At 70.2% G+C, this 21,342-nt stretch carries 21 protein-coding genes and 1 pseudogene; 9 read left to right on the top strand and 13 right to left on the bottom strand.

The genetic code is table 11. From position 1 onward, the window contains the following. Positions 1-499 precede the first annotated feature (499 nt). Positions 500-1,141, bottom strand: coding sequence for a DNA-3-methyladenine glycosylase (locus OG698_RS34755; protein ID WP_406107733.1), 642 nt, complete (start codon positions 1,139-1,141; stop codon positions 500-502). Between the two features lie 193 nt (positions 1,142-1,334). On the opposite strand from OG698_RS34755, the gene OG698_RS34750 reads away from it, so the two are divergent. The 3 genes from OG698_RS34750 to OG698_RS34740 all read left to right on the top strand — a co-directional run bounded on the left by OG698_RS34750 (position 1,335) and on the right by OG698_RS34740 (position 3,404). Further along, the gene (locus OG698_RS34750; protein WP_326776450.1) at positions 1,335-2,117 is read left to right on the top strand and encodes a sporulation protein; all 783 of its coding nucleotides are present in this window, start codon (positions 1,335-1,337) and stop codon (positions 2,115-2,117) included. Between the two features lie 95 nt (positions 2,118-2,212). Then, the gene (locus OG698_RS34745; RefSeq protein WP_399979761.1) at positions 2,213-2,752 is read left to right on the top strand and encodes a YbhB/YbcL family Raf kinase inhibitor-like protein; all 540 of its coding nucleotides are present in this window, start codon (positions 2,213-2,215) and stop codon (positions 2,750-2,752) included. A 145-nt stretch (positions 2,753-2,897) separates the two neighbouring features. Further along, a complete protein-coding gene (locus OG698_RS34740; RefSeq protein ID WP_399979758.1) occupies positions 2,898-3,404 on the top strand; it encodes an HNH endonuclease in 507 nt (168 codons plus the stop codon). Positions 3,405-3,477: 73 nt separating this feature from the next. Here OG698_RS34740 and OG698_RS34735 read toward each other — a convergent pair whose 3' ends face one another. The 3 genes from OG698_RS34735 to OG698_RS34725 form a co-directional block, all read right to left on the bottom strand. Beyond that, positions 3,478-4,410 (bottom strand): SPFH domain-containing protein, encoded by a 933-nt coding sequence (locus OG698_RS34735; protein ID WP_100592537.1) that lies wholly within the window; start codon positions 4,408-4,410, stop codon positions 3,478-3,480. Between the two features lie 140 nt (positions 4,411-4,550). Beyond that, positions 4,551-4,982, bottom strand: a complete 432-nt coding sequence (locus OG698_RS34730) for an NfeD family protein (RefSeq protein ID WP_399979754.1) — start codon at positions 4,980-4,982, stop codon at positions 4,551-4,553. A gap of 64 nt (positions 4,983-5,046) precedes the next feature. After that, positions 5,047-5,844 (bottom strand): ABC transporter ATP-binding protein, encoded by a 798-nt coding sequence (locus tag OG698_RS34725; RefSeq protein ID WP_399979751.1) that lies wholly within the window; start codon positions 5,842-5,844, stop codon positions 5,047-5,049. 123 nt (positions 5,845-5,967) lie between these two features. Here OG698_RS34725 and OG698_RS34720 point away from each other — a divergent pair, with 123 nt between their 5' ends. Beyond that, entirely contained in the window at positions 5,968-6,756 is a 789-nt protein-coding gene (locus OG698_RS34720; protein WP_399979749.1) for a hypothetical protein, read from the top strand. A gap of 210 nt (positions 6,757-6,966) precedes the next feature. On the opposite strand, the pseudogene OG698_RS34715 reads toward OG698_RS34720, so the two are convergent. The 4 genes and pseudogenes from OG698_RS34715 to OG698_RS34700 form a co-directional block, all read right to left on the bottom strand. After that, positions 6,967-7,216 (bottom strand): annotated as a pseudogene (locus OG698_RS34715) (chaplin). A 189-nt stretch (positions 7,217-7,405) separates the two neighbouring features. Beyond that, entirely contained in the window at positions 7,406-7,648 is a 243-nt protein-coding gene (locus OG698_RS34710; RefSeq protein WP_100592533.1) for a chaplin, read from the bottom strand. Positions 7,649-7,846: 198 nt separating this feature from the next. Continuing rightward, positions 7,847-8,491 carry a response regulator gene (locus tag OG698_RS34705; RefSeq protein WP_406107730.1) on the bottom strand — a complete coding sequence of 215 codons (645 nt, stop codon included), beginning with the start codon at positions 8,489-8,491 and terminating at the stop codon, positions 7,847-7,849. Further along, positions 8,484-9,629, bottom strand: a complete 1,146-nt coding sequence (locus OG698_RS34700; protein WP_406107728.1) for a GAF domain-containing sensor histidine kinase — start codon at positions 9,627-9,629, stop codon at positions 8,484-8,486. The genes OG698_RS34705 and OG698_RS34700 overlap by 8 nt, the downstream gene beginning before the upstream one ends. A 201-nt stretch (positions 9,630-9,830) precedes the next feature. Between OG698_RS34700 and OG698_RS34695 the strand changes: the two genes are divergently transcribed. The 3 genes from OG698_RS34695 to OG698_RS34685 all read left to right on the top strand — a co-directional run bounded on the left by OG698_RS34695 (position 9,831) and on the right by OG698_RS34685 (position 12,605). Beyond that, positions 9,831-10,532: an SDR family NAD(P)-dependent oxidoreductase gene (locus OG698_RS34695; protein ID WP_399979740.1), complete on the top strand. Its 702-nt coding sequence runs from the start codon at positions 9,831-9,833 to the stop codon at positions 10,530-10,532. After that, positions 10,529-11,611 carry an S-adenosylmethionine:tRNA ribosyltransferase-isomerase gene (locus OG698_RS34690; protein WP_406107726.1) on the top strand — a complete coding sequence of 361 codons (1,083 nt, stop codon included), beginning with the start codon at positions 10,529-10,531 and terminating at the stop codon, positions 11,609-11,611. Before OG698_RS34695 ends, OG698_RS34690 begins: the two co-directional genes overlap by 4 nt. A gap of 295 nt (positions 11,612-11,906) precedes the next feature. Further along, positions 11,907-12,605, top strand: coding sequence for a transglycosylase SLT domain-containing protein (locus OG698_RS34685; protein WP_406107724.1), 699 nt, complete (start codon positions 11,907-11,909; stop codon positions 12,603-12,605). A gap of 87 nt (positions 12,606-12,692) precedes the next feature. Here OG698_RS34685 and OG698_RS34680 read toward each other — a convergent pair whose 3' ends face one another. Next, complete coding sequence (locus OG698_RS34680) at positions 12,693-15,257, bottom strand: FHA domain-containing protein (RefSeq protein WP_406107722.1); 2,565 nt, start codon at positions 15,255-15,257, stop codon at positions 12,693-12,695. 228 nt (positions 15,258-15,485) lie between these two features. On the opposite strand from OG698_RS34680, the gene OG698_RS34675 reads away from it, so the two are divergent. Together OG698_RS34675 and serB are read left to right on the top strand one after the other, a co-directional pair. Beyond that, the gene (locus OG698_RS34675; protein ID WP_406107720.1) at positions 15,486-17,303 is read left to right on the top strand and encodes a streptophobe family protein; all 1,818 of its coding nucleotides are present in this window, start codon (positions 15,486-15,488) and stop codon (positions 17,301-17,303) included. A gap of 113 nt (positions 17,304-17,416) precedes the next feature. After that, on the top strand, positions 17,417-18,655 hold the full coding sequence (serB, locus tag OG698_RS34670; RefSeq protein ID WP_100592527.1) for a phosphoserine phosphatase SerB: 1,239 nt from the start codon (positions 17,417-17,419) through the stop codon (positions 18,653-18,655). Between the two features lie 98 nt (positions 18,656-18,753). Here serB and OG698_RS34665 read toward each other — a convergent pair whose 3' ends face one another. The 4 genes from OG698_RS34665 to OG698_RS34650 all read right to left on the bottom strand — a co-directional run bounded on the left by OG698_RS34665 (position 18,754) and on the right by OG698_RS34650 (position 21,269). Beyond that, entirely contained in the window at positions 18,754-19,272 is a 519-nt protein-coding gene (locus OG698_RS34665; protein ID WP_406107718.1) for a SixA phosphatase family protein, read from the bottom strand. An 85-nt stretch (positions 19,273-19,357) separates the two neighbouring features. Next, the gene (locus OG698_RS34660; RefSeq protein WP_406111469.1) at positions 19,358-19,573 is read right to left on the bottom strand and encodes a hypothetical protein; all 216 of its coding nucleotides are present in this window, start codon (positions 19,571-19,573) and stop codon (positions 19,358-19,360) included. 223 nt (positions 19,574-19,796) lie between these two features. Further along, positions 19,797-19,916, bottom strand: coding sequence for an SGM_5486 family transporter-associated protein (locus OG698_RS34655; RefSeq protein ID WP_264484672.1), 120 nt, complete (start codon positions 19,914-19,916; stop codon positions 19,797-19,799). A 60-nt stretch (positions 19,917-19,976) separates the two neighbouring features. Continuing rightward, positions 19,977-21,269, bottom strand: a complete 1,293-nt coding sequence (locus tag OG698_RS34650) for a CynX/NimT family MFS transporter (protein ID WP_406107716.1) — start codon at positions 21,267-21,269, stop codon at positions 19,977-19,979. Positions 21,270-21,342: the final 73 nt, after the last annotated feature.

The raw sequence follows: 21,342 nt of genomic DNA, 5'->3' as shown, positions 1-21,342 counted from the left end.
GCGTCCTCGCTAGTGCGCCTCACCCCGGTGTGGGAGTGAGGACTTTTTCAAAGGAACCTCCAACCCACCAAAGGTGGGCCGGGGTTGTCAATCTGGCGTTGACTTTTGGCACGCTGTTGAGTTCTCAAGGAACGGACGCTTCCTTTGTACTCACCCGAGAGACTCTCTCAGGCTTTCCTCCGGGCAGTTTCCCTTCGGTCTTGCGTTTCCAACTCTACCAGATCCGTTTTCCGTTCCGTTTCCGGTTCGGAATTCATTTCCGGTGGCCGTTGGGGGCCTTTGCCTTTCGGCTGCCTTTCGGCGTGTCCACTACGTTAGCGGATTTCCCTTGAGCCTCATAATCGAGTCCCGCGGATTCGAATTCGGGCATGCAGGCACGCCGAATAAGCCCCCGCTGAGGGGAAGTCGTAGGTAGTGGTTTGGCCGCCTTCGGCTGCTGGCAGATTGCCGTAACCGGGTCAAGCGGCTCGGGCTACATTACGGTTCCCCAAGAGGCGAGTCAAGTTGAACCGCGGCGTGGCGCATGCGGCCGATATGGGCTCACCGTCGGGTCGTTGACGGTCCAGTAGCGCCAGGGGTGGACGCCGCCCTCGCCCGCCACGCCCGTGCGGGGACCGTTCCGTACCTGGTCGCGTGGCGTGGGAGTGCCGGCGAGGATCGCGAGCGGGGAGTCCGGGGAGGCGCAGACGTCGGTGCCGTTGAGCGCGCGGTCCACGTCCAGGGCCGTGGCCAGGCGTGCCGGGCCTTTGGCCAGTTCCTTGTCGTTGCGGGCCGATAGTCGACGTTTACGCGTGAGGTCGGCGCCCTTGGTGATCTCGCCGGCGCGGAGCAGGACTCCGCTCGCGGTGCCTTCCGGGCCGCACACCAGGTTGAGGCAGTGCCACATGCCGTAGGTGAAGTAGACGTACGCGTGTCCTGGCGGACCGAACATCACGTCGTTGCGGGCGGTGCGGGAGCGGTACGCGTGGGAGCCGGGGTCGTTCGGGCCGTCGTAGGCCTCCACCTCTGTGAGGCGTAGCTCGATCGGGCCTTCCTCGGTGTTGCGGACGAGGACGCGCCCGAGGAGATCGGGAGCGACCTCCAGTACGGGCCGGTCGAAGAACTCCCGTGGGAGGGGCGTACGGTCAGGGGCCGCGATCATGGCGGACGAGCGTAGTCCAACGGAGAAGTGACGGAGAAGTGCGGCGAATCGGCGTGGACGGGTAGCCCTAGGGCTTCGTTGCTTGCCAGGGTGAGCCGCGCGGAACCGGTCACCGGTCTATCGCGTTGGTAGAGATCAAGGATCGCGACAGGAAGACACGGGCCACGGGTGTGGCACGGGGAGGAGTGGAGTCATGGGGTTCAAGCGGCTGCTGGCGAGTCTCGGTGCGGGCGGTGCGTCGGTCGAGACGGTGCTGACCGAGGTCAATGTGGTGCCGGGTGGCGTCGTCCAGGGTGAGGTGCGGATCCAGGGCGGGTCCGTGGACCAGGACATCGAGGGTCTGTCGGTCGGTCTGCAGGCGCGCGTCGAGGTCGAGGGCGCCGACCAGGAGACCAAGCAGGACATCGAGTTCACGAAGCTGCGCCTCGGCGGGGCGTTCCAGCTGCAGGCGAACGCGGTGCACGCGGTGCCGTTCGGGCTCGAGATCCCGTGGGAGACGCCGGTCACGACGATCGACGGGCAGCAGCTGCGCGGCATGAACATCGGTGTGACGACGGAGCTGGAGATCGCGCGCGCCGTGGACTCCGGTGACCTCGACCCGATCAACGTGCACCCGCTGCCGTCGCAGCAGGCAATCCTGGACGCGTTCATCGGGCTGGGCTTCCGGTTCAAGAACGCCGACATGGAGCGCGGGCACATCCGGGGGACGCGGCAGAAGCTGCCGTTCTACCAGGAGGTCGAGTTCTTCCCGCCGCAGCAGTACCGCGGGCTCAACCAGGTCGAGCTGAGCTTCGTGGCGGACGACCGCGAGATGGACGTCGTCCTGGAGATGGACAAGAAGCCGGGGCTCTTCAGCGAGAGCAGTGACACCTTCCGGTCGTTCGTCGTCGGGCACAACGACTTCCAGGGAACGGACTGGTCGGCGTATCTGCACCAGTGGCTGTCCGAGGTCGGCAGCAAGCGCAACTGGTTCTGACCCCTGTGCGCCGGCCGGTGGCGGCGCTGTCCGCCGCCGGCCGGGCGGGGCATAGGCTCGGCACCGAGAGTTTTCGCCGATCAGGAGGTGCCGACGTGACCGACCTCAAGAGGCCGCCGCTTCCCCATGACTTCCATCCGCAGGTGCCGTCGTTCACGGTGGTGAGCGAGGACTTCGAGCCGGGCGCGGTACTCAAGGACGCTCAGGTCTACGCGGCCGGGAACACCTCGCCGCAGCTGCGGTGGGAAGGCTTCCCCGCCGAGACGAAGAGCTTCGCGGTGACGTGTTTCGACCCGGACGCCCCTACGGGCAGTGGTTTCTGGCACTGGACCGTGTTCGACATCCCGGTTTCGGTGACCGAGCTGGCGGCCGGCGCGGGCAGCGGCAAGTTCGAGGGGCTTCCCTCCGGTGCGGTGCAGGTGCGCAACGACTACGGGACGAAGGACTTCGGGGGCGCCGCGCCGCCGCCCGGTGACCCGGCCCACCGTTACGTCTTCACCGTGTACGCGGTGGATCAGGAGAAGCTGGGCCCCGACTCGGACGCCTCGCCGGCTGTCGTCGGGTTCAACCTGCGCTTTCACACGCTGGCGCGTGCGCAGGTGATCGCTGAGTACGCGGCTTCCGCGGATAGCTAGCGTTCATCGTCTGTTTGCCCGTCCCCGGTCATGGAAGTGATCGGGGGCGGGCATTTTTATTGCGTTGTCCATCTCGGCGCGCCCGGCCAGAGTTGATCCAAGCCCGCCACGGGGGTGGGCCGGGGACGTACGGGAGGTGGGCGAGATGCGGGACACGCTGGTACTGAACGCCAGCTTCGAGCCGTTGTCGACGGTGACGCTCAACCGGGCCGTCGTGCTGGTGCTGCAGGACAAGGCCGTCGTCGAGCAGGCCCACCCCGGACTCCGTGTGCGTGCGGCCGCCGTGGACATACCGGTGCCGCAGGTGATCAGGCTCTGCAGGTATGTACGGGTGCCTTTCCGAAGACAAGCGCCGTGGTCGAGGCGGGGTGTGCTGGTGCGTGACCAGCACCGTTGCGCGTACTGCGGGCGGCGGGCGACGACTGTGGACCACGTGGTGCCGCGGTCGCGCGGTGGTGCGGACTCCTGGCTGAATACGGTCGCCTCGTGCGCGGAGGACAACCACCGCAAGGCGGACCGGACTCCGGAGCAGGCGGGGATGCCGCTGCTGCGGGAGCCGTTCGAGCCCACGCCGGCCGACGCGATGCTGCTGACGCTCGGGCAGTCCGAGCGGGCCGCGCTGCCGGCTTGGCTGGCGCGTACGGCGGCGTAGCGCGGGACGCGGTGACGCACGGAAAAGCCCGCCTCCGGGGTCCCGGGGCGGGCCTCTTCGTGTGCGGGGCGGGTCAGTCGATGGGGGGCTGTTCGCGGCGCTCGGCGCCCGCGGGGGCCGAACCGCCGCCCATCGGGCCGAAGTTGCCCATGGCGCCGGAGAGTCCCTTGAGTGCGTCGCCGATCTCGCTGGGCACGATCCAGAGCTTGTTGGCGTCGCCCTCGGCGATCTTCGGGAGCATCTGGAGGTACTGGTAGGCGAGGAGCTTCTGGTCGGCGTCGCCGGCGTGGATGGACTCGAAGACCGTACGGATGGCCTGGGCCTCGCCCTCTGCGCGCAGGGCGGCGGCCTTGGCCTCACCTTCGGCGCGCAGGATCGCGGACTGCTTCTCACCTTCGGCGGTGAGGATCTGCGACTGGCGGATACCTTCGGCGGTGAGGATCGCGGCGCGCTTGTCACGGTCGGCGCGCATCTGCTTCTCCATCGAGTCCTGGATGGAGGTGGGCGGCTCGATCGCCTTGAGCTCGACGCGGTTGACGCGGATGCCCCACTTGCCGGTGGCCTCGTCGAGCACGCCGCGCAGGGCCGCGTTGATCTCTTCGCGGGAGGTCAGGGTCCGCTCAAGGTCCATGCCGCCGATGATGTTGCGCAGGGTGGTGACGGTGAGCTGCTCGATGGCCTGGATGTAGCTGGCGACCTCGTAGGTCGCGGCGCGGGCATCGGTCACCTGGTAGTAGATGACGGTGTCGATGTTCACGACCAGGTTGTCCTGGGTGATCACCGGCTGGGGCGGGAAGGGCACGACCTGTTCGCGCAGGTCGATGCGGTTGCGGATCGAGTCGATGAACGGGACGACGATGTTCAGGCCCGCGTTCAGTGTGCGGGTGTAGCGGCCGAAGCGTTCGACGATCGCCGCGCTCGCCTGCGGGATGACTTGAATGGTCTTGATCAGGGCGATGAAGACCAGCACCACCAGAATGATCAGGACGATGATGATCGCTGACATCGCGTCTCCCGTGCCCTTCGTGCCGTCGTCGTTCCAGCGGGTCCCGCCGGAAGATCTTGAGGATCTTGCTGGTCGAGTCTGTCAGAACGGGCCCTGCAGCGTGGGGAGTTCAAGCCACCTCCCCGATCAGGTCACCATGATCACACAACGATCGCGGTGGCTCCCTCGATGTCGACGACGTCGACGTGACGGCCCGGCTCGTAGCTCTCGGAATCGTCGAGTGAGCGGGCGGACCAGATCTCTCCGGCCAGCTTGATGCGGCCACCGCTGCCGTCGACGCGTTCGACGACGACGGCCTGTTTGCCCTTCAGGGCCTCGATTCCGGTGGCGAGCACGGGCCGCCCGGCGCTGTGGCGGGCCGCGATGGGCCGTACGACGGCGATGAGCGCGACCGAGACCGCGGCGAAGACGAGAACCTGCATCACCATCCCGCCGCCGAGGCCGGCGGTCACGGCGCCCGCGACGGCGCCGGCGGAGAGCATGCCGAATTCGGGCATCGCGGTGATGACCAGGGGGATTCCGAGCGCGGCCGCCCCGATCAGCCACCACACCCATGCGTCGATGTCTGCCACATGGTCATGGTAGGACCGGGGTCACCTCCGGGGACAGGGTGCCGTGGGGGCGGCCCGCGCCGGGTCAGCCCAGCGGGAGGCCCGTCGCGGTCCAGCGCTCGCCGCGCTGCTCGACGACGAGCGGGAGGCCGAAGCAGCGGGAGAGGTTGCGGGAGGTCAGCTCCAGCTCCAGGGGACCCGCGGCGAGGACCTTGCCCTGGCGGATCATGAGGACGTGCGTGAAGCCGGGGGCGATCTCCTCGACATGGTGCGTGACCATGATCATCGAGGGGGCGATCGGGTCGCGGGCGAGGCGGCCGAGGCGGCGTACGAGGTCCTCGCGGCCGCCGAGGTCGAGACCGGCGGCGGGCTCGTCGAGGAGGAGGAGCTCGGGGTCGGTCATCAGGGCGCGGGCGATCAGGGTGCGCTTGCGCTCGCCCTCGGAGAGCGTGCCGAACTTGCGGTCCAGGAAGTCGCTCATGCCGAGGCGGTCGAGGAACGCGCGGGCGCGCTGCTCGTCGATGTCCTCGTAGTCCTCGTGCCAGCCGGCGGTCATGCCGTACGCGGCGGTGAGGACCGTCTGCAGGACGGTCTGGCGCTTGGGGAGCTTCTCGGCCAGCGCGATGCCGGCGACGCCGATGCGCGGGCGCAGCTCGAAGACGTCGGTGCCGGGCTTGCCGAGGGTCTCGCCGAGGATCGCGGCGGTGCCCTGGCTGGGGAAGAGGTAGCTGGAGGCGACGTTCAGGAGGGTCGTCTTGCCGGCGCCGTTCGGGCCGAGGATGACCCAGCGCTCACCCTCCTTGACCGACCAGGAGACCTGGTCCACCAGAGCCCGGCCCTCGCGGACCACGGATACGTCCACCAGCTCCAGTACATCGCTCATGAGCGCGTTGTCTCCCATTGCAGTCTCGGCAGTCGCGTGCGTCTTGTGGACGCATCCCCATGGGAAAACCTACGCCACCGGTCGACCGGTCCAATCCATCGGCCGGTCTTTAGGGTAGAGCCCATGCTTTCGGAACCACGCTCAGGTCGGTTGGCCTCATGGGGAAATGCCCTTTTGGCCGGGTTTGTTGCTCCTGATGACGCCGCGCTCGCCATAGTCGGTGAGGACGCGGTGCACCGGGTGGAGGGGCTGCCGGGCGAGGCGGCGCCGGTGGGGCTGACGCTGGCCCTGGGGCGGCTGCGCACGCTGGGGGCGACGGGGCTGCGGGTGGCGCTGCCCGCGCCTGGCCATCCGCTCGGCCTGAGCGGTCCTCCCGAGTTCAACGCGCGCGCCCTCGACGCGGAGGAGGCCGTCGTGTGCCAGGGGGCCGCGCTCGGGCTCGTGCCCGAGGTGTACGAGGCCGGGCCCGCCGGCGACGTCCATGTCGACGTCCTGTGGCACTGCCTTCCCGTGCGGGAGGCGCCCCCTGCGGATGTGCCCTCGCTCGGTGAGGCCGAGCGGGAGCTCGCGGAGGCGCTGCGGGACGCGACGGCTGTGCTCTCGCGGCTCGACGTGGCCGGGTCGGGGCCGGTGGCCGAGGCGGCGGTGGACGCGTACCGGGCGCGGGCGGAGCGGGGGCGCGAGGTCCTCGCGCCGGGTTATCCGCCTCGCGCGGTAAGGGTGTTGGAGCTGGCGCAGCGCGTCGGGCTGCTGATCTCGGTAGCGCATGAGAGCGGGCACGGCGGGGCCATGAGTGCCTCGGAGATGGCGGCGCGGTCGGAGGCGCTGCGTCCGGTGGAGCGGACGGCCCGTCGGGCGCAGGTCGCGGCGTACAACGCGTTCGTGGAGGAGCGGGAGCGCGGGGGGCGGTGAGGTGGGGGTGCGCGTCGGGGCGGGGCGCAGAGCGTCGGTGCGCGGGAGCCGGATGCGCGCCGGAGCGCCGGATCCGGGGACGCCGGAGCTCGGTAGCGGCGTAACACGAGCCTGAGTTGGGGGCGCCGCAGCGCAGGCCGCTCCGGAATCGTGTAACTCGCCGGAAGGGCCCCGCGGATCCGTGTCCGTGGGGCCCTTCCTGGGGGTGTGTCAGTTGTTCTCGGAGGCGTTGCCGAACGTCGGGTTCAGCAGGCCGATCACGTTGACGCTGTTTCCGGTGGCGTTGACCGGGAGGTGGACCGGGACCTGGGACCAGGTCGCCCGAGCCCACACCCGGGGAGTTGGCTGCCTGGCCGTCGGCGCCCGCGTCCGCGAAAGCGGCTCCGACACAAGCGCCCGCGGCGAGACCCGCGACGGCGACGGTCAGGGCGGCCTTCTTGGCGATGTTCCTGAGAAGTATTCCTCCAGCCACGGCGATGCGACCCCAGCCACGGGGTCGCACGCTGTGCAACGGGCAGGCCGGGCGGATGCCACGGCGGGGGCGGCGATACGCACGTACGGATCAACTGGCCCCCGGCCGGGCCGGAAACGGGACCGGCCCCCGGGGATACCCGGGGGCCGGTGGTCACTGGTGGACCTGAGGCGTACGTCAGTGGTTGACGCCGAGGTTGCCGAAGGCCGGGTTGAGCACACCGATGACGTTCACGGTGTTGCCGACGACGTTGACCGGGACGTGGACCGGAGCCTGGATCACGTTCCCAGAGACGACGCCCGGCGAGTGCACGGCCTGGCCGTCCGCGTGCGCGTCGGTGGCTGAGGCCATACCGGCACCGGCGGCGACGAGCCCACCGGCAACCATCGATACGGCCGCGACCCTCTTCAGCTTCTTCACTTCTTGACCCTCCTAGGCGATCACTGCGACGAGCCGCCGCAGCACGCACTGGAGAACGCCGGAGCCTCGCGCAGGATGCGCCATCCGGGGGACATACACACGACAGTATGAATCTCAGCCCGGAACGGAACCATCCGAATTGCCGTCCCCCCGTCCGGCCCGGCGGAGCCGCATACCGTCCCGCAGCCGCGGCACGGTTCAGCCGGCCGCCCCATGGCGTACGGCCCACAGGGCGGCCTGGGTGCGGTCCGCCAGGTCGAGCTTCATCAGGATGTTGGACACATGGGTCTTGACCGTCTTCTCGGAGAGGACGAGGGCGCGGGCGATCTCGCGGTTCGAGCGGCCGTCCGCGATCAGGCCGAGCACCTCGCGCTCCCGCTCGGTCAGGGAATTGCCTCTCCCCTGCCCGCCATTGGCCTCCTCCTGCGAGAGCAGGGCGCCGGCCACCTCCGGCTGGAGCAGCACATGACCGGCGTGCACCGAGCGGATGGCGCCGGCCAGGGCATCCGGGTCGACGTCCTTGTAGACATACCCGGCGGCGCCCGCGCGCAGGGCGGGGACCACGGTGCGCTGCTCGGTGAAGCTGGTGACGATGAGCACGCGCGCGGGGTTGGCGAGCTCGCGCAGCTTGCGCAGGGCCTCCACGCCGTCCATGACGGGCATCTTGACGTCCATCAGGACGACGTCGGGCTTCAGCTCCTCGGTGAGGGCGACGCCCTCGGCGCCGTCGGACGCCTCCCCCACGACCTCGATGTCGTCCTGGACCTCGAGGAACGTGCGCAGCCCCCGGCGGACGACCTGGTGGTCGTCGACCAGCAGCACCCGGATCCTGTTGTCAGCCACCGGGGACCTCCATCTCGATCGTGGTGCCCTTGCCGGGCTCCGATTCCACCGTCAGACGGCCGCCGACGCCACTGGACCGGTCGCGCATCGAGACCAGGCCGAGGTGGCGTCCCGCGCGCCGGACTGCCTTGCGTTCGAAGCCGCTGCCGTCGTCGGTGACGCGCAGGACGGCTCCGGGGCCTCGCTTGTCGAGCGTCACGCGGACGTGCTCGGCGCCCGAGTGGCGCAGCGCGTTGTGCAGCGCCTCCTGGGCGACGCGGAGCATGGCCTCCTCCTGGGCGGCGGGCAGGGCACGGATGCCGCCGCAGTCGAAGGTGACGTGGGCCGAGTGGGCCCGGTCGAGGACCTGGATATGCGTGCGCAGGGTGGCGATCAGGCCGTCCTCGTCGAGCGCTGCGGGGCGCAACTCGATCACCGCGGCGCGCAGTTCGTCGGCGGCTTCGGCGGCCAGCTCGGCCACATGCTGCAACTCGCCCTTGGCGCGGGACGGGTCGCGGTCGACGAGCGCCGCGGCGGCCTGGGCGGTCAGGCGCAGGGAGAAGAGCTTCTGGCTTACGGCGTCGTGCAGTTCATGGGCGAGGCGCGAGCGCTCCTCGGCGATGGTGAGCTCGCGGCTGCGCTCGTACAGGCGGGCGTTCGTCAGAGCGATGGCCGCGTGCTGGGCGAGGATCGTCAGCAGCTCCTCGTCCTCCAGGGTGAAGCCGCAGCCCCCTTGCGGCTTCGGGCACTTCTTGTTGGCGAGGAAGAGGGCGCCGATGACCTCGTCCCCGTCCCGGATGGGCAGGCCGAGGAAGTCGGACATGTCGGGGTGTGCGGAGGGCCAGCCCTCGAAGCGCGGGTCCTCGCGCACGTCGCCCAGGCGCTCGGTCTTCGCGTCGCGCAGCATCGCGGCGAGGATGCCGTGCTGGCGCGGGAGCGGGCCGATGGCCTTCCACTGCGCGTCGCTCACGCCGTCGACGACGAACTGGGCGAAGCCTCCGTGGTCGTCCGGCACTCCGAGGGCCGCGTACTCGGCGTCGATCAGCTCGCGGGCCGACGCGACGATCGTCTTGAGGACGTCGCGCACCTCGAGGTGTCTGCTCATGGCCAGCAGCGCGGAACTCACCGCGGAGAGGCCGGATCGTGGGCCGTGACTCATGGCCTCAAGGTACCGGCGGGGTGTGACAGCGCGTATCGGGCCTGTGGCGGCCGCCTTCTGGTCCGGTGGACGTAGGGCGAAGGGCCCTCGTGAGGTGCGGCCCGCGGACGAGGCGCCGGGGGCGTGTCGGTTCCTACGTTGGAGGCGGATCGAAGCACGTAGGCAATAGGGCGGCCCGACGGGCCCGAGGGGACGGATGTCATGCCGGTGGCGATCATCACGGGGGCTTCGAAGGGGTTCGGTCGCGCGCTCGCCGTGGCGCTCGCGCGGCGCGGCTGGGATCTGGTGCTCGACGCCAGGTCCGGGGCGGTGCTGCGGGAGGCGGCGGACGAGGCGGGGAAGTACGGGACGAGGGTGGAGGCGCTGCCCGGGGATGTCACGGACACGGCGCACCGTGCGGAGCTGGTGGCGGCGGCGCGCGGTCTCGGGGGTCTCGATCTGCTGGTGAACAACGCGAGCGCGCTGGGGGCCGAACCGCTGGTGCGTCTCGACGCCCTGCCGGTGGAAGGGCTGCGGCGTGCCCTTGAGGTCAATGTCGTGGCGGCGCTCGGGCTGGTGCAGGAGGCGCTGCCGCTGCTGCGCGGGGCGGCCGGGGGCGCGGTCGTGTCGGTGAGCTCGGACGCGTCGGCAGAGGCGTACGAGACGTGGGGCGGTTACGGCGCTTCGAAGGCCGCGCTCGACCAGCTGTCCGCGGTCCTCGCGGTGGAGGAGCCGGGGCTGCGGGTGTGGGCGGTGGATCCGGGCGATATGCGCACGGATCTCTATCGGGCGGCGGCGCCCCTCGACGACGACTCGGACCGGCCGCTGCCGGAGACGGTGGTGCCGGCTTTCCTGCGGCTGCTCGACGAGCGGCCGGACAGCGGGCGGTACGCCGCCCCCTCTCTTCTTCTGGAGGCACGGTGACGGTCGCGGTGCGGGTGCCGGAGGAGCTGTCGGCCCGGGTGCCGGCGGAGCAGCGTGGGCCCGGCCTGGACCGGGACGCGGTGCGGCTGCTCGTGTCGCGCGGCACGGACGTCACGCACCGGGACTTCGCCGAGCTGCCGGGAGAGCTGCGGGCCGGGGATCTGCTCGTGGTCAATACGTCGCCGACGCTGGCCGCGGCGGTCGACGGGCGGGTCGGGCACGCGCGCGTGGTGGTGCACTTCTCCACGCGTGGCGATGACGGTCGCTGGGCCGTCGAGTTGCGGGACCCGGACGGGCATGGCACCACGCGCCCGCGTGCGGGCGGTCCGGAGGGGACGGTGGCTGTGCTCCCCGGGGGCGTACGTCTCATCTGGGAGGAGCCGCTGGCGGGCGGCGGGGCGCGGTTGTGGTGGGCGCGGGTCGCGGGGGACGTGCCCGCGCTGCTGCGGCGCCACGGCAGACCCATCCGCTACTCCTATACGGAGCGCGATCAGCCGCTCTCCGTCTATCAGACGGTGTTCGCACTGCCGTACGCCGACGGGGCGGGCAGTGCGGAGATGCCGAGTGCGGCGCGTCCGTTCACGGCGCGGCTCGTGGCGGAGCTGGTCAGCAGGGGGGTGCAGTTCGCGCCGATCACGCTGCATACGGGGGTGGCGTCGGCGGAGTCGCACGAGCCGCCGTATCCGGAGCGGTTCGAGGTGCCGGAGGCATCCGCGCGGCTGATCAACGCGGCGAGGGCCGGGGGCGGGCGGGTGGTGGCGGTCGGTACGACGGCCGTACGGGCCGTGGAGTCGGCCGCGGGGCCCGACGGGGTGGTGCGGGCGGCCTCGGGCTGGACGGACCTCGTGGTGACGCCCGAGCGGGGGGTGCGGGTGGTGGACGGGCTCCTCACGGGGCTGCACGAGCCTGAGGCCTCGCATCTGCTGATGTTGGAGGCGATCGCGGGAGTCAAGGCAATTACCCGTACATATACGGAAGCATTGGGACATTTTTACCTGTGGCACGAGTTCGGGGACGTCAATCTGATACTTCCCGATGAATCCGGTCACGGAGCGCGTTGCAATGGCAACGCTTGGTGAGTTTGTTACGTGCCCGATGTGAGCCCGCACATAGGACGCACGTCACGTACGAAGGCGGCTAGGAATTAGCTGTGGGCGGCGACACCGGGGCAGGAGGGGCGAAACGGACCTCGACGGGGGGTCTGATCTACTACCTGGCTTCGTACGTCACACGATTGCCACGGAATTTTGCGGCCGCTAACAATGGCTCTCGTTGCTCGACAGCGTGGGCCTCTACCCACAGCGTTCATGACCGAAACATGAGCGGTCCTGCTTTGGACCGGTGAGCGACTTCCCCGATTCGAAGAGGTCCTCCATGTCCAAGCTCAGCTTCTCCGGTCATAGTCCCCTGACGAAGACCCACAAGTACTCGATCGCCGGTATCGCCACGCTCGGCGCCGCTGCCCTCGCGTTCACGCTGGTGCCGGGCAACTCCAACGCGGAGGCCGAGACGATTTCGGCGGCTCCGGTCGCCTTCGAGGTGGCCGCCGGCAAGCCCCAGATCAAGGACGTGCACGCCAGCGTCACCAACCAGCTGGCCACCGCCGACCAGCAGGCCAAGAACGCGGCCGCCAAGCTGAAGGCCGCGCAGAGCGCCGCGGCGAAGGCCGACGCAGCTGCAAAGGTCAAGACCGAGAAGTACCGTGCGGTCAAGGAGGCGGCCAGCCGCTCCGCCGCCCGCAAGCCCGTCTACGCGAACAACCTGGACGGCTGGATCCGCCAGTCCCTGGACATCATGAAGTCCAAGGGCATCCCCGGTTCCTACGAGGGCCTGCACCGCAACATCATCCGCGAGTCCTCCGGCAACCCGAAGGCCATCAACAACTGGGACATCAACGCGATCAACGGCATACCCTCGAAGGGTCTGCTGCAGGTCATCCCGCCGACCTTCACCGCGTACCACGTCCCCGGTACCTCGTGGAACATCTACGACCCGGTCGCCAACATCACCGCCGCCGCGAACTACGCCGCGGACAAGTACGGCTCGATGGACAACGTGAACAGCGCTTACTGAGACTCTCCCTGGACCTCAGGGTCTCTGTGAACGCCGAAGGGCGGCACCCCGTGCGGGGTGCCGCCCTTCATCCGTGCGCGGGTCACGCTACTTGCGCATGACCTCGGGCTCGTGGCGGCGCAGCAGGCGCGCGACCGCGAAGCCGCAGATGACACCGAGCGCGATCAGGATCGCGAGGTTGATGCCCCACTGGCTCACCGAGTGCTCCCACAGCGGGTCCAGGTCGTTCGGGTGCGCCTGGTCCCACGGCGGCATGAGGTGCGCGAGGTCCAGCGTCGAACCGGCGCCGGCGATGGCCCAGCGCGACGGCATCAGCCAGGCGAACTGCTCCAGGCCCGGCGAGCCGTACACCTGGAACAGGATGCCGGTGAAGACGACCTGGACGATCGCGAACATGACCAGGAGCGGCATCGTCTTCTCGGCGGTCTTCACCAGCGAGGAGATGACCAGGCCGAACATCATCGACGTGAATCCCAGCGCGATGATCACGATGCACAGCTCGACGGCCGGCGGCATCATCAGGCCCTCGGCGGGCAGGTCGCGCGGGAAGAAGCCGATGGCGCAGATGATCACGCCCTGGATGGCCGTGACGACGCCGAGGACGATCACCTTCGACATCAGGTACGCCGAGCGGGAGAGGCCGGTGGCCCGCTCCCGTTCGTAGATGACGCGTTCCTTGATCAGCTCACGTACGGAGTTGGCCGCGCCCGAGAAGCACATGCCGACCGCGAGGATCAGCATGATCGTGCCGGCGTCGCCGTTGAACCGGGACGGCGGCTTGGGTGGGGCCAGGCCGAAGTCGGCCGGGATCACCGTGCTGACCACGCCGAGGACCGCCGGCAGGATCACCATCAGGCCCAGGAAGCCCTTGTCGGACGCGATCACCGACGTGTAGCGGCGGATCAGGGTCCACAGCTGCGAGCCCCAGCCCTGCGGCTTGGGCGGCTTCATCGCCTGCGGTGGCGGCATGTGTACGGACTGTGCGGCGACGGCGTCGATGTCCGCTGCGTACATCTGGTAGTGCTGCGAGCCCTTCCAGCGGCCCGCCCAGTCGTAGTCGCGGTAGTTCTCGAAGGCGGAGAAGACGTCGGCCCAGGTGCTGTAGCCGAAGAAGTTCAGGGCCTCCTCGGGCGGACCGAAGTACGCCACCGAACCGCCGGGCGCCATCACCAGGAGCTTGTCGCAGATCGCCAGTTCGGCGACCGAGTGCGTGACGACGAGGACCGTGCGGCCGTCGTCGGCGAGGCCGCGCAGGAGCTGCATGACGTCGCGGTCCATGCCCGGGTCGAGGCCGGAGGTCGGCTCGTCCAGGAAGATCAGCGACGGCTTGGTGAGCAGCTCCAGGGCGACGGAGACGCGCTTGCGCTGGCCACCGGAGAGGGAGGTGACCTTCTTCTCCTTGTGGATGTCCAGCTTGAGCTCGCGCAGCACCTCGTCGATGCGCTGCTCGCGCTCCTGCTCGCTGGTGTCCGAGGGGAAGCGCAGCTTGGCCGCGTACTTGAGGGCCTTCTTGACGGTCAGTTCCTTGTGCAGGATGTCGTCCTGCGGGACCAGACCGATGCGCTGGCGCAGCTCGGCGAACTGCTTGTACAGGTTCCGGTTGTCGTAGAGCACGTCGCCCTTGTTGGCGGGCCGGTAGCCGGTGAGCGCCTTGAGCAGCGTGGACTTGCCGGAACCCGAGGGGCCGATGACCGCGATGAGCGACTTCTCCGGGACTCCGAAGGAGACGTCCTTGAGGATGTCCTTGCCGCCGTCGACCGTCACCGTCAGATGACGGGCGGAGAAGGAGACCTCACCGGTGTCGACGAACTCCTCGAGGCGGTCGCCGACGAGGCGGAACGTCGAGTGGCCGACGCCGACGATGTCGTTCGGGCCGAGCAGCGCGGAGCCGCCCTTGGCGATCGGCATACCGTTGACGTACGTGCCGTTGTGCGAGCCGAGGTCGCGGATCTCGTAGCGGCCGTCGGGCGTCGCGTGGAACTCGGCGTGCAGGCGCGAGACCTGGAGGTCGGAGACCACCAGTTCGTTCTCGAGCGCACGGCCGATCCGCATCACACGGCCGAGGGCCAGCTGGTGGAACGTGGTGGGGCTGCGGTCGCCGTAGACCGGCGGAGCCCCCGCGACACCGCCGGGCCCCTGCTGGGGCGGGATGTTCTGCGCCTGCTGCGGCTGCTGCCAGCTCTGCTGGGCGGGCACCTGCTGCTGCGGCGGCGCGTTGTGCGCCCAGCCGGGGTCACCGCCCTGCGGCTGCTGGACCGGTGCCTGCTGCGGGTGGGCCTGCTGCTGGGCCTGCTGGGCCGCGGGCACGGCCGCGCCGGAGGCGCTGCCCGAGAGGTTGACCCGCGGACCGTCCGTCGCGTTGCCGAGGTGCAGCGTCGAGCCCGGGCCGATCTCCATCTGATGGATCCGCTGGCCCTGCACGAACGTGCCGTTGGTGGAGCCGTGGTCCTCGATGACCCAACTCCGGCCGCCCCAGCTGATCGTGGCGTGTCGCCAGGACACCCTGGCATCGTCGATCGCGACGTCCCCCTGCGGATCACGTCCGAGGGTGTATGGCCTGGACGGGTCGAGCGTCCAGGTCCTTCCATTCAATTCCAGTACGAGTTCCGGCACTCCATGCCCCACTGAGTTGTCCCCCGAGCTAGCCCCCATCTTGGGGAGTCTAGGGATGTCGAACTTCGTGGGGAACTATTTCAGGCGGAGCCCCCTGACCGAAAGTCGGGCCTTGCGGCGGGCCTTGTGAAGACTGCCTACCCGCCTTCGCGCCCGCCCCGTTGACGGCGCAGAAACAGCCACGGAGAGTGGTAAGCACCCACAAGTGCCTACGGATCATGCGCGAATGGGACATCCGATACATCACTGTACGGATCGGGGGCCCTGATGGAGACCGTTGTGCGGCGGAGCGGGCGCGAGGGCGTGCACTGGGGTGACGTACTGCTCTCCGCGGTCGCCTCCGTGAGCTGGGCGTTCATCGGGATGGCGACGGTCGCCGCGGCCGGCCTCCATCTGCTCGGTGCGGATTCCGCGGGCCCGCTCGGCCCGATGACGGCCGCTGTGGTGGCACTTGGGGCGGGTGGGAAAGTCACGCCGTCGGGAGACGTCTCAGCCTTTGGCCTGGAGGGCGCGCAGGCCCACACCACGATCGATATCGCGCCGCTCGGTGTGGGTCTCACGGGCGCGCTGCTGCTCAGCTGGTTCTTCCTACGTTCCCTGCGTGGGGCGGGAGTTGAGGTCACGCCGGCCGAACTCGCGGCGCGCGTGGGGAGCGTGGTCGCGCTGTTTCTGGCGATGCTCGCAGGGCTCGCCTGGGCGGGTCACGACCTCATCACGATTGACGGCGGGAAGCTCGGGCTCGACCGGATACCGGACGGGGATCTGCCGGGCCGCATCAAGGACAGGCTGCCGGGCGGCCTCGACCTCGGAGGGCTCCTGCCGGACCACATCGGCGGCCTCGTGGACGCGAAGGCGACCGTCGGGTTCACCGTCGAGACCGGGGCCTCACTGCTGGGCGGCGCCGCGTGGGTGATCGGCGTCCTGCTGATCGCGCTGCTCGCGTCGCGACGTACTCCGCTCCCGCGCTCCCTGGACGCGGTGCACCGGGTGGTCCGCCCCGCTGCTTCGTCGCTGGTCACGGTGTTACTGGTGGCTGTCGCCGCGGGGCTCGCGGCGGCGGCGTACGCGGTGATCGGCGACGACCATCCGCGGCGGATCGTGGGCGCCGCGCTGCTCGGGGCGCCCAACGGGGCGTGGCTCGGCATTCCCCTCGGCCTCTTCGTCCCCTGGGACGGCAAGGCGACGGGCGCACTCGCGCAGGCCCTTCCCCATCCGGTCGACGGGCTGCTGCGGATGCGCGCGAACGAGCCGGTGACCCTGAGCCGTCTAGCCGAACTGGACGGCAGGGTATGGCTGTTGGCCCTCGCGATGGTTCTGGTGATGCTGCTCGCCGGCGTGCTGACCGCCGTACGGACGCCTGCGGTGGCCGGCGGGCCCGGGTCGCCGCCGATGGGGGTCGTCGGCTTCGCCGGGAGGTGCGCGCTGCGGCTCGGGGCCGTCACGGCGCTCGGCCTGCCGCTGCTCGTGCGGCTGACGGACGTATCGGCGGACGCCTCACTGTCCGTACTCGGCTTCGACGCCTTCGGGGCCGGGATCGAGCTGCACGGACATCTCGGGATGGCACTGCTGCTCGGGGCCGCTTGGGGAGCGGCGGCGGGAGCGGTGGGGGCGCTGCTCGCTCACGGGGCGGGGGCGGCGGGGCGACGAGCCGCTCCGGCTGCGCTGGGCGGGGGCGGCGTGGAGCCGGAGGGTCGGGTGGTGGACGGGGCGCCGGGGGACGGCGCCGTCCGGCCCGTCCCGCCCGTCCCGCCTCAGGAGGCAGGGCCGTATCGGCCGAGTGCTCCGTACCGGGGGTCGCCGGACGGGACCAACCCATATCTGAAGCCGCCGGACGAACGGGCGGGCGATGGGCGGGACGATCTGCCGGACGATTTGTACGGGGCGCCGACAATGGTGGGGCCGGTCAGGCCCCCGGTGCCGCCTCGTCCGCGGGGGCGGCCCGGGTCCGGGTCCGGCAAGGGCGGATGGCCCGTACCGCCACCACCTCCTCCCCCACCACCACTTCCGCACTCGCCACCGTCGCCATCGCCGTCGTCGCCGGAGGAAGAAGGGCCGCCACCACCTCGGAGGAGCCCGCGCGGCTGAGCCGAGCGCGGGCGGCGGACGGCGAACCGACCGGTCGGGGTGCGCGTCGCACATGTCCGCCACGCGGACCACCGCCGCGCCGCGCGACGCGGGCCGGATAACGTGGGACCACCATGAGTGCTTCGCAGCCCCGCCACCCCGCTGATGTCCCGGTCGCAGTTCCGGACGACGTCCCGACGCTCCTCGTCAAGATATTCGGCAAGGACCGCCCCGGCATCACCGCCGGGCTCTTCGACACCCTCGCCGCCTACTCCGTCGATGTCGTCGACATCGAGCAGGTCGTCACCCGGGGACGCATCGTGCTGTGCGCCCTGGTGACGGAGCCGCCCCCCGGTCTCGAGGGCGATCTGCGGTCCACCGTCCACAGCTGGGCGGAGTCCATGCGGATGCAGGCCGAGATCATCTCGGGCATCGGCGACAACCGTCCGCGCGGGCTCGGCCGCTCCCTCGTCACCGTGCTCGGCCACCCGCTGACCGCGGAGACGACGGCCGCCATCGCCGCCAGGATCACCGGCACCGGCGGCAACATCGACCGTATCTTCCGGCTCGCGAAGTACCCCGTCACCGCAGTCGAGTTCGCCGTTTCCGGCGCCGAGACCGAGCCCCTGCGCACCGCGCTCGCGACGGAGTCGGCTGCGCTCGGCGTCGATGTCGCGGTCGTCGCGGCCGGGCTGCACCGCCGCGCCCAGCGCCTCGTCGTGATGGACGTCGACTCGACCCTCATCCAGGACGAGGTCATCGAACTCTTCGCGGCGCACGCGGGCTGCGAGGACAAGGTCGCCGAGGTCACCGCGTCGGCGATGCGCGGCGAGCTGGACTTCGAGCAGTCGCTGCACGCGCGGGTCGCGCTGCTCGCCGGGCTCGACGCGTCGGTCGTCGACAAGGTCCGCACCGAGGTGCGGCTCACGCCCGGCGCGCGGACCCTGATCCGCACGCTGAAGCGGCTCGGCTATCAAGTGGGCGTCGTCTCCGGCGGGTTCACCCAGGTCACGGACGATCTGCAGGACCGGCTCGGGCTCGACTTCGCCCAGGCCAACACCCTGGAGATCGTCGACGGCAAGCTCACCGGCCGGGTCACCGGCGAGATCGTGGACCGCGCGGGCAAGGCGCGGCTGCTGCGCCGGTTCGCCGCGGAGGCCGGGGTACCGCTCGCGCAGACCGTGGCGATCGGTGACGGCGCCAATGATCTGGACATGCTGAACGCGGCGGGGCTCGGCGTCGCCTTCAACGCGAAGCCCGTGGTCCGCGAGGCCGCGCACACCGCGGTGAACGTGCCGTTCCTCGACACCGTCCTCTACCTCCTCGGCATCACCCGTGAAGAGGTCGAGGCGGCGGACGCCCACGACGACTGACTCGGGTCGACGCGGACAGTTACTGATGCGACGGGCCCCGGTACCCATGCGGTACCGGGGCCCGTCGGCGTATCAGGGTCCGGCCGCCGGCCGACGGGTCACTTGGACGGTGCCCAGTAGTCGATGAGGGTGGCGGTGCCCGGTTCGAGGGACTTCCAGGAGCCGGTGAAGGACAGGACCGCGAAGGCGGAGGTCGGGAAGCCGCGCTGGGCCATCCGCTCCCCCGCGTCGCCCTCGACCTGCCCGGAGAGGATCTCGACGAGGCCCTGGATCCCAGGGTTGTGGCCGACCAGCACCGCGCTCCGCACGTCGTCCGGGGTCTCGTTCAGCACGGCGATGAGCTCACCGGGCGAGGCCTCGTAGATCCGCTCCTCGTACACCGTCCTGGGCCGGTGGGGCAGCTCGTGGACGGCGAGCTTCCACGTCTCTCGGGTCCTCGCGGCGGTCGAGCAGAGGGCCAGGTCGAGGTCGATACCGGAGTCGGCGAGCTTGCGGCCGGCGACGGGGGCGTCCTTTCGGCCCCTCTCGGCGAGCGGCCTCTCGTGGTCGGAGATCTGGGGCCAGTCCGCCTTCGAATGCCGGAAAAGGACAATCCTGCGGGGTTCTGCGACGCTCATGGGTCCCAGCTTCGCATGAAACCGGCCACGGGGCGCAGGGAGTTGACGGGCTCGACCGGCACGGGTGACGCGCCCTGCGGGCGGCTCACGGGGCTGTGTGCAGCACCGCCTGCTGGATGCGGTCGAGGAGCTGGCCGACCATCGGGTCGCCGGTCGCGGCGTGGGCGTCGGCCGGGTTGATTATCAGGAGCAGGAGCACGGCGAATGTGATCGCGGGCAGGGCGATCGCCCACCACGGGAGCCTGACGTCGACGCCGCCCGCTGGGGCCGGGTGGGGCCGGGTGTGCGTAGGGGCCGACATGACGCCTCCGGGGTCCTCGAGATGCTCGGTGCCGTGGCCCGCGGTGCTCGCGGTCACATCTCGAATTTACGGAAGGTCAGGCCCTCAACCCATCCGGTGATCCACCCAGTTGACCCTGACACTGACCCCCTAGGGGTTGGTGGTGCTAGCACTACCAACGCCGACTGCGAACAGGCCCGGGACCGCTGTCACGGTGAGGCGACGACCACGATGACGGCCATGGTCACGGTGAGGCGATCGAGGCGATGACCGCGATGATCACGGTGATGGCCAGCATCGAGCCGAGCACGATGAGGAGCTTCTTCTGGCCGTTCTGGGGGTTCGGGTCGAGCACAGGCGACATGCGGTCAGTCTCGCACCCTTTGCCCCGGCTCGCGGAGCCGGGGTGGGCCATGGGCCGATGTCAGGCCGCCGCTGCCGCCGCTGCCGGAGCGGCCTCGTCCTCGACCGTTCGGTTGCGTCCCGCGATGACGCCCACCACGATCTGCGGCACCATCAGCGCCGCCATGAGCGCGATCGGGACGCCCCAGCCGCCGCTGTGCTGGTAGAGCACGCCGACGAGCAGCGGGCCGGGGATCGAGATCAGATAGCCGGTGCTCTGGGCGAAGGCGGAGAGCTTGGCGACGCCCGTGCCGGTCCGCGCCCGCATGCCGACCATCGTCAGGGCGAGCGGGAAGGCGCAGTTGGAGATGCCGAGGAGGACGGCCCACGCCCAGGCACCGCCGGACGGGGCGAAGTAGAGGCCCGCGTAACCGGCGAGGCCGCACACACCGAGGGCGATCACGATGGGGCCCTGGCTGGGCAGGCGCGTGGCGAGGCGCGGGATGACGAACGCGAGCGGTACGCCCATCGCCATGGTGACGGCGAGCAGCACGCCCGCGGTGCCCGCGGAGACGCCGGCGTCGCGGAAGATCTGCGCCATCCAGCCCATGGTGATGTAGGCCGCGGTGGCCTGGAGACCGAAGAAGACGGCGAGCGCCCAGGCGGTGCGGCTGCGGGTGATGCGCAGGCCGTCGTCCCGCTGCGGGGTGCCGGCGGTGTTACCGCCCTCGGTGCCCCGTTCGCGTGCGAGTGGGACCCACGGGACGACGGCGGCCACGGCGAGCGCGGCCCAGAGGGCGAGTCCGGTCTTCCAGCTGCCGCCGAGCGCGTCCGTCATGGGCACGGTCACGGCCGCCGCGAGGGAGGTGCCGAGCGCGAGGGCCATCGAATAGAGGCCGGTCATGGAGCCCACGCGGTCGGGGAACCAGCGCTTGACGATCACGGGCATCAGGACGTTGCTGACCGCGATGCCCATGAGGGCGAGGGCGCTGGCGACGAGGAAGCCGACGGTGCTGCCGGTGAACGGGCGGATGACCAGACCGGCGGCGATCGCGGCCATGCCGGCGCACACCACGGCGCCGGGACCGAAGCGGCGGGCGAGCCGGGGCGCCATCACTCCGAAGATCGCGAAACAGAGCGGGGGTACGGAGGTGAGGAGGCCGGCGACGCTGCCGCTCATGCCGAGCCCGTCGCGCACCTCTTCGAGGAGGGCGCCGAGGCTGGTGATGGCGGGGCGCAGGTTCAGAGCCGCGAGGACGATGCCCACGATCATCAGGCGCACGGCCCATGCGCGCGTGGGGGCTGTTTTCGCTTCGGGTGCGCTCTCAGTACGTATCGGGGTCTGCGTCATCGTCGGGGTTTCCTCACTGGCCATGACCCCATCTTAGAATCATGGGATGATTGGGTGTCCAATCGGTTTGCGTCACACTCGGCGCGACGCACCGCCC

The organism is Streptomyces sp. NBC_01003, from assembly GCF_045162695.1.
Taxonomy (GTDB): Bacteria; Actinomycetota; Actinomycetes; order Streptomycetales; family Streptomycetaceae; genus Streptomyces.
This window is presented reverse-complemented; position numbering and strand designations above follow the sequence as displayed.

What these genes read in the sequence shown, in the direction of transcription:
- OG698_RS34755 (WP_406107733.1), bottom strand. Translation starts at nt 1,141, where the DNA reads ATGATCGCGGCCCCTGACCGTACGCCCCTCCCACGGGAGTTCTTCGAC.
- OG698_RS34700 (WP_406107728.1), bottom strand. Translation starts at nt 9,629, where the DNA reads ATGAGTCACGGCCCACGATCCGGCCTCTCCGCGGTGAGTTCCGCGCTG.
- OG698_RS34720 (WP_399979749.1), top strand. Translation starts at nt 5,968, where the DNA reads ATGCTTTCGGAACCACGCTCAGGTCGGTTGGCCTCATGGGGAAATGCC.
- OG698_RS34675 (WP_406107720.1), top strand. Translation starts at nt 15,486, where the DNA reads ATGGAGACCGTTGTGCGGCGGAGCGGGCGCGAGGGCGTGCACTGGGGT.
- OG698_RS34735 (WP_100592537.1), bottom strand. Translation starts at nt 4,410, where the DNA reads ATGTCAGCGATCATCATCGTCCTGATCATTCTGGTGGTGCTGGTCTTC.
- OG698_RS34740 (WP_399979758.1), top strand. Translation starts at nt 2,898, where the DNA reads ATGCGGGACACGCTGGTACTGAACGCCAGCTTCGAGCCGTTGTCGACG.
- OG698_RS34650 (WP_406107716.1), bottom strand. Translation starts at nt 21,269, where the DNA reads ATGGCCAGTGAGGAAACCCCGACGATGACGCAGACCCCGATACGTACT.
- OG698_RS34685 (WP_406107724.1), top strand. Translation starts at nt 11,907, where the DNA reads ATGTCCAAGCTCAGCTTCTCCGGTCATAGTCCCCTGACGAAGACCCAC.
- OG698_RS34665 (WP_406107718.1), bottom strand. Translation starts at nt 19,272, where the DNA reads ATGAGCGTCGCAGAACCCCGCAGGATTGTCCTTTTCCGGCATTCGAAG.
- OG698_RS34655 (WP_264484672.1), bottom strand. Translation starts at nt 19,916, where the DNA reads ATGTCGCCTGTGCTCGACCCGAACCCCCAGAACGGCCAGAAGAAGCTC.
- OG698_RS34725 (WP_399979751.1), bottom strand. Translation starts at nt 5,844, where the DNA reads ATGAGCGATGTACTGGAGCTGGTGGACGTATCCGTGGTCCGCGAGGGC.
- OG698_RS34660 (WP_406111469.1), bottom strand. Translation starts at nt 19,573, where the DNA reads ATGTCGGCCCCTACGCACACCCGGCCCCACCCGGCCCCAGCGGGCGGC.
- serB (WP_100592527.1), top strand. Translation starts at nt 17,417, where the DNA reads ATGAGTGCTTCGCAGCCCCGCCACCCCGCTGATGTCCCGGTCGCAGTT.
- OG698_RS34750 (WP_326776450.1), top strand. Translation starts at nt 1,335, where the DNA reads ATGGGGTTCAAGCGGCTGCTGGCGAGTCTCGGTGCGGGCGGTGCGTCG.
- OG698_RS34695 (WP_399979740.1), top strand. Translation starts at nt 9,831, where the DNA reads ATGCCGGTGGCGATCATCACGGGGGCTTCGAAGGGGTTCGGTCGCGCG.
- OG698_RS34680 (WP_406107722.1), bottom strand. Translation starts at nt 15,257, where the DNA reads ATGGGGGCTAGCTCGGGGGACAACTCAGTGGGGCATGGAGTGCCGGAA.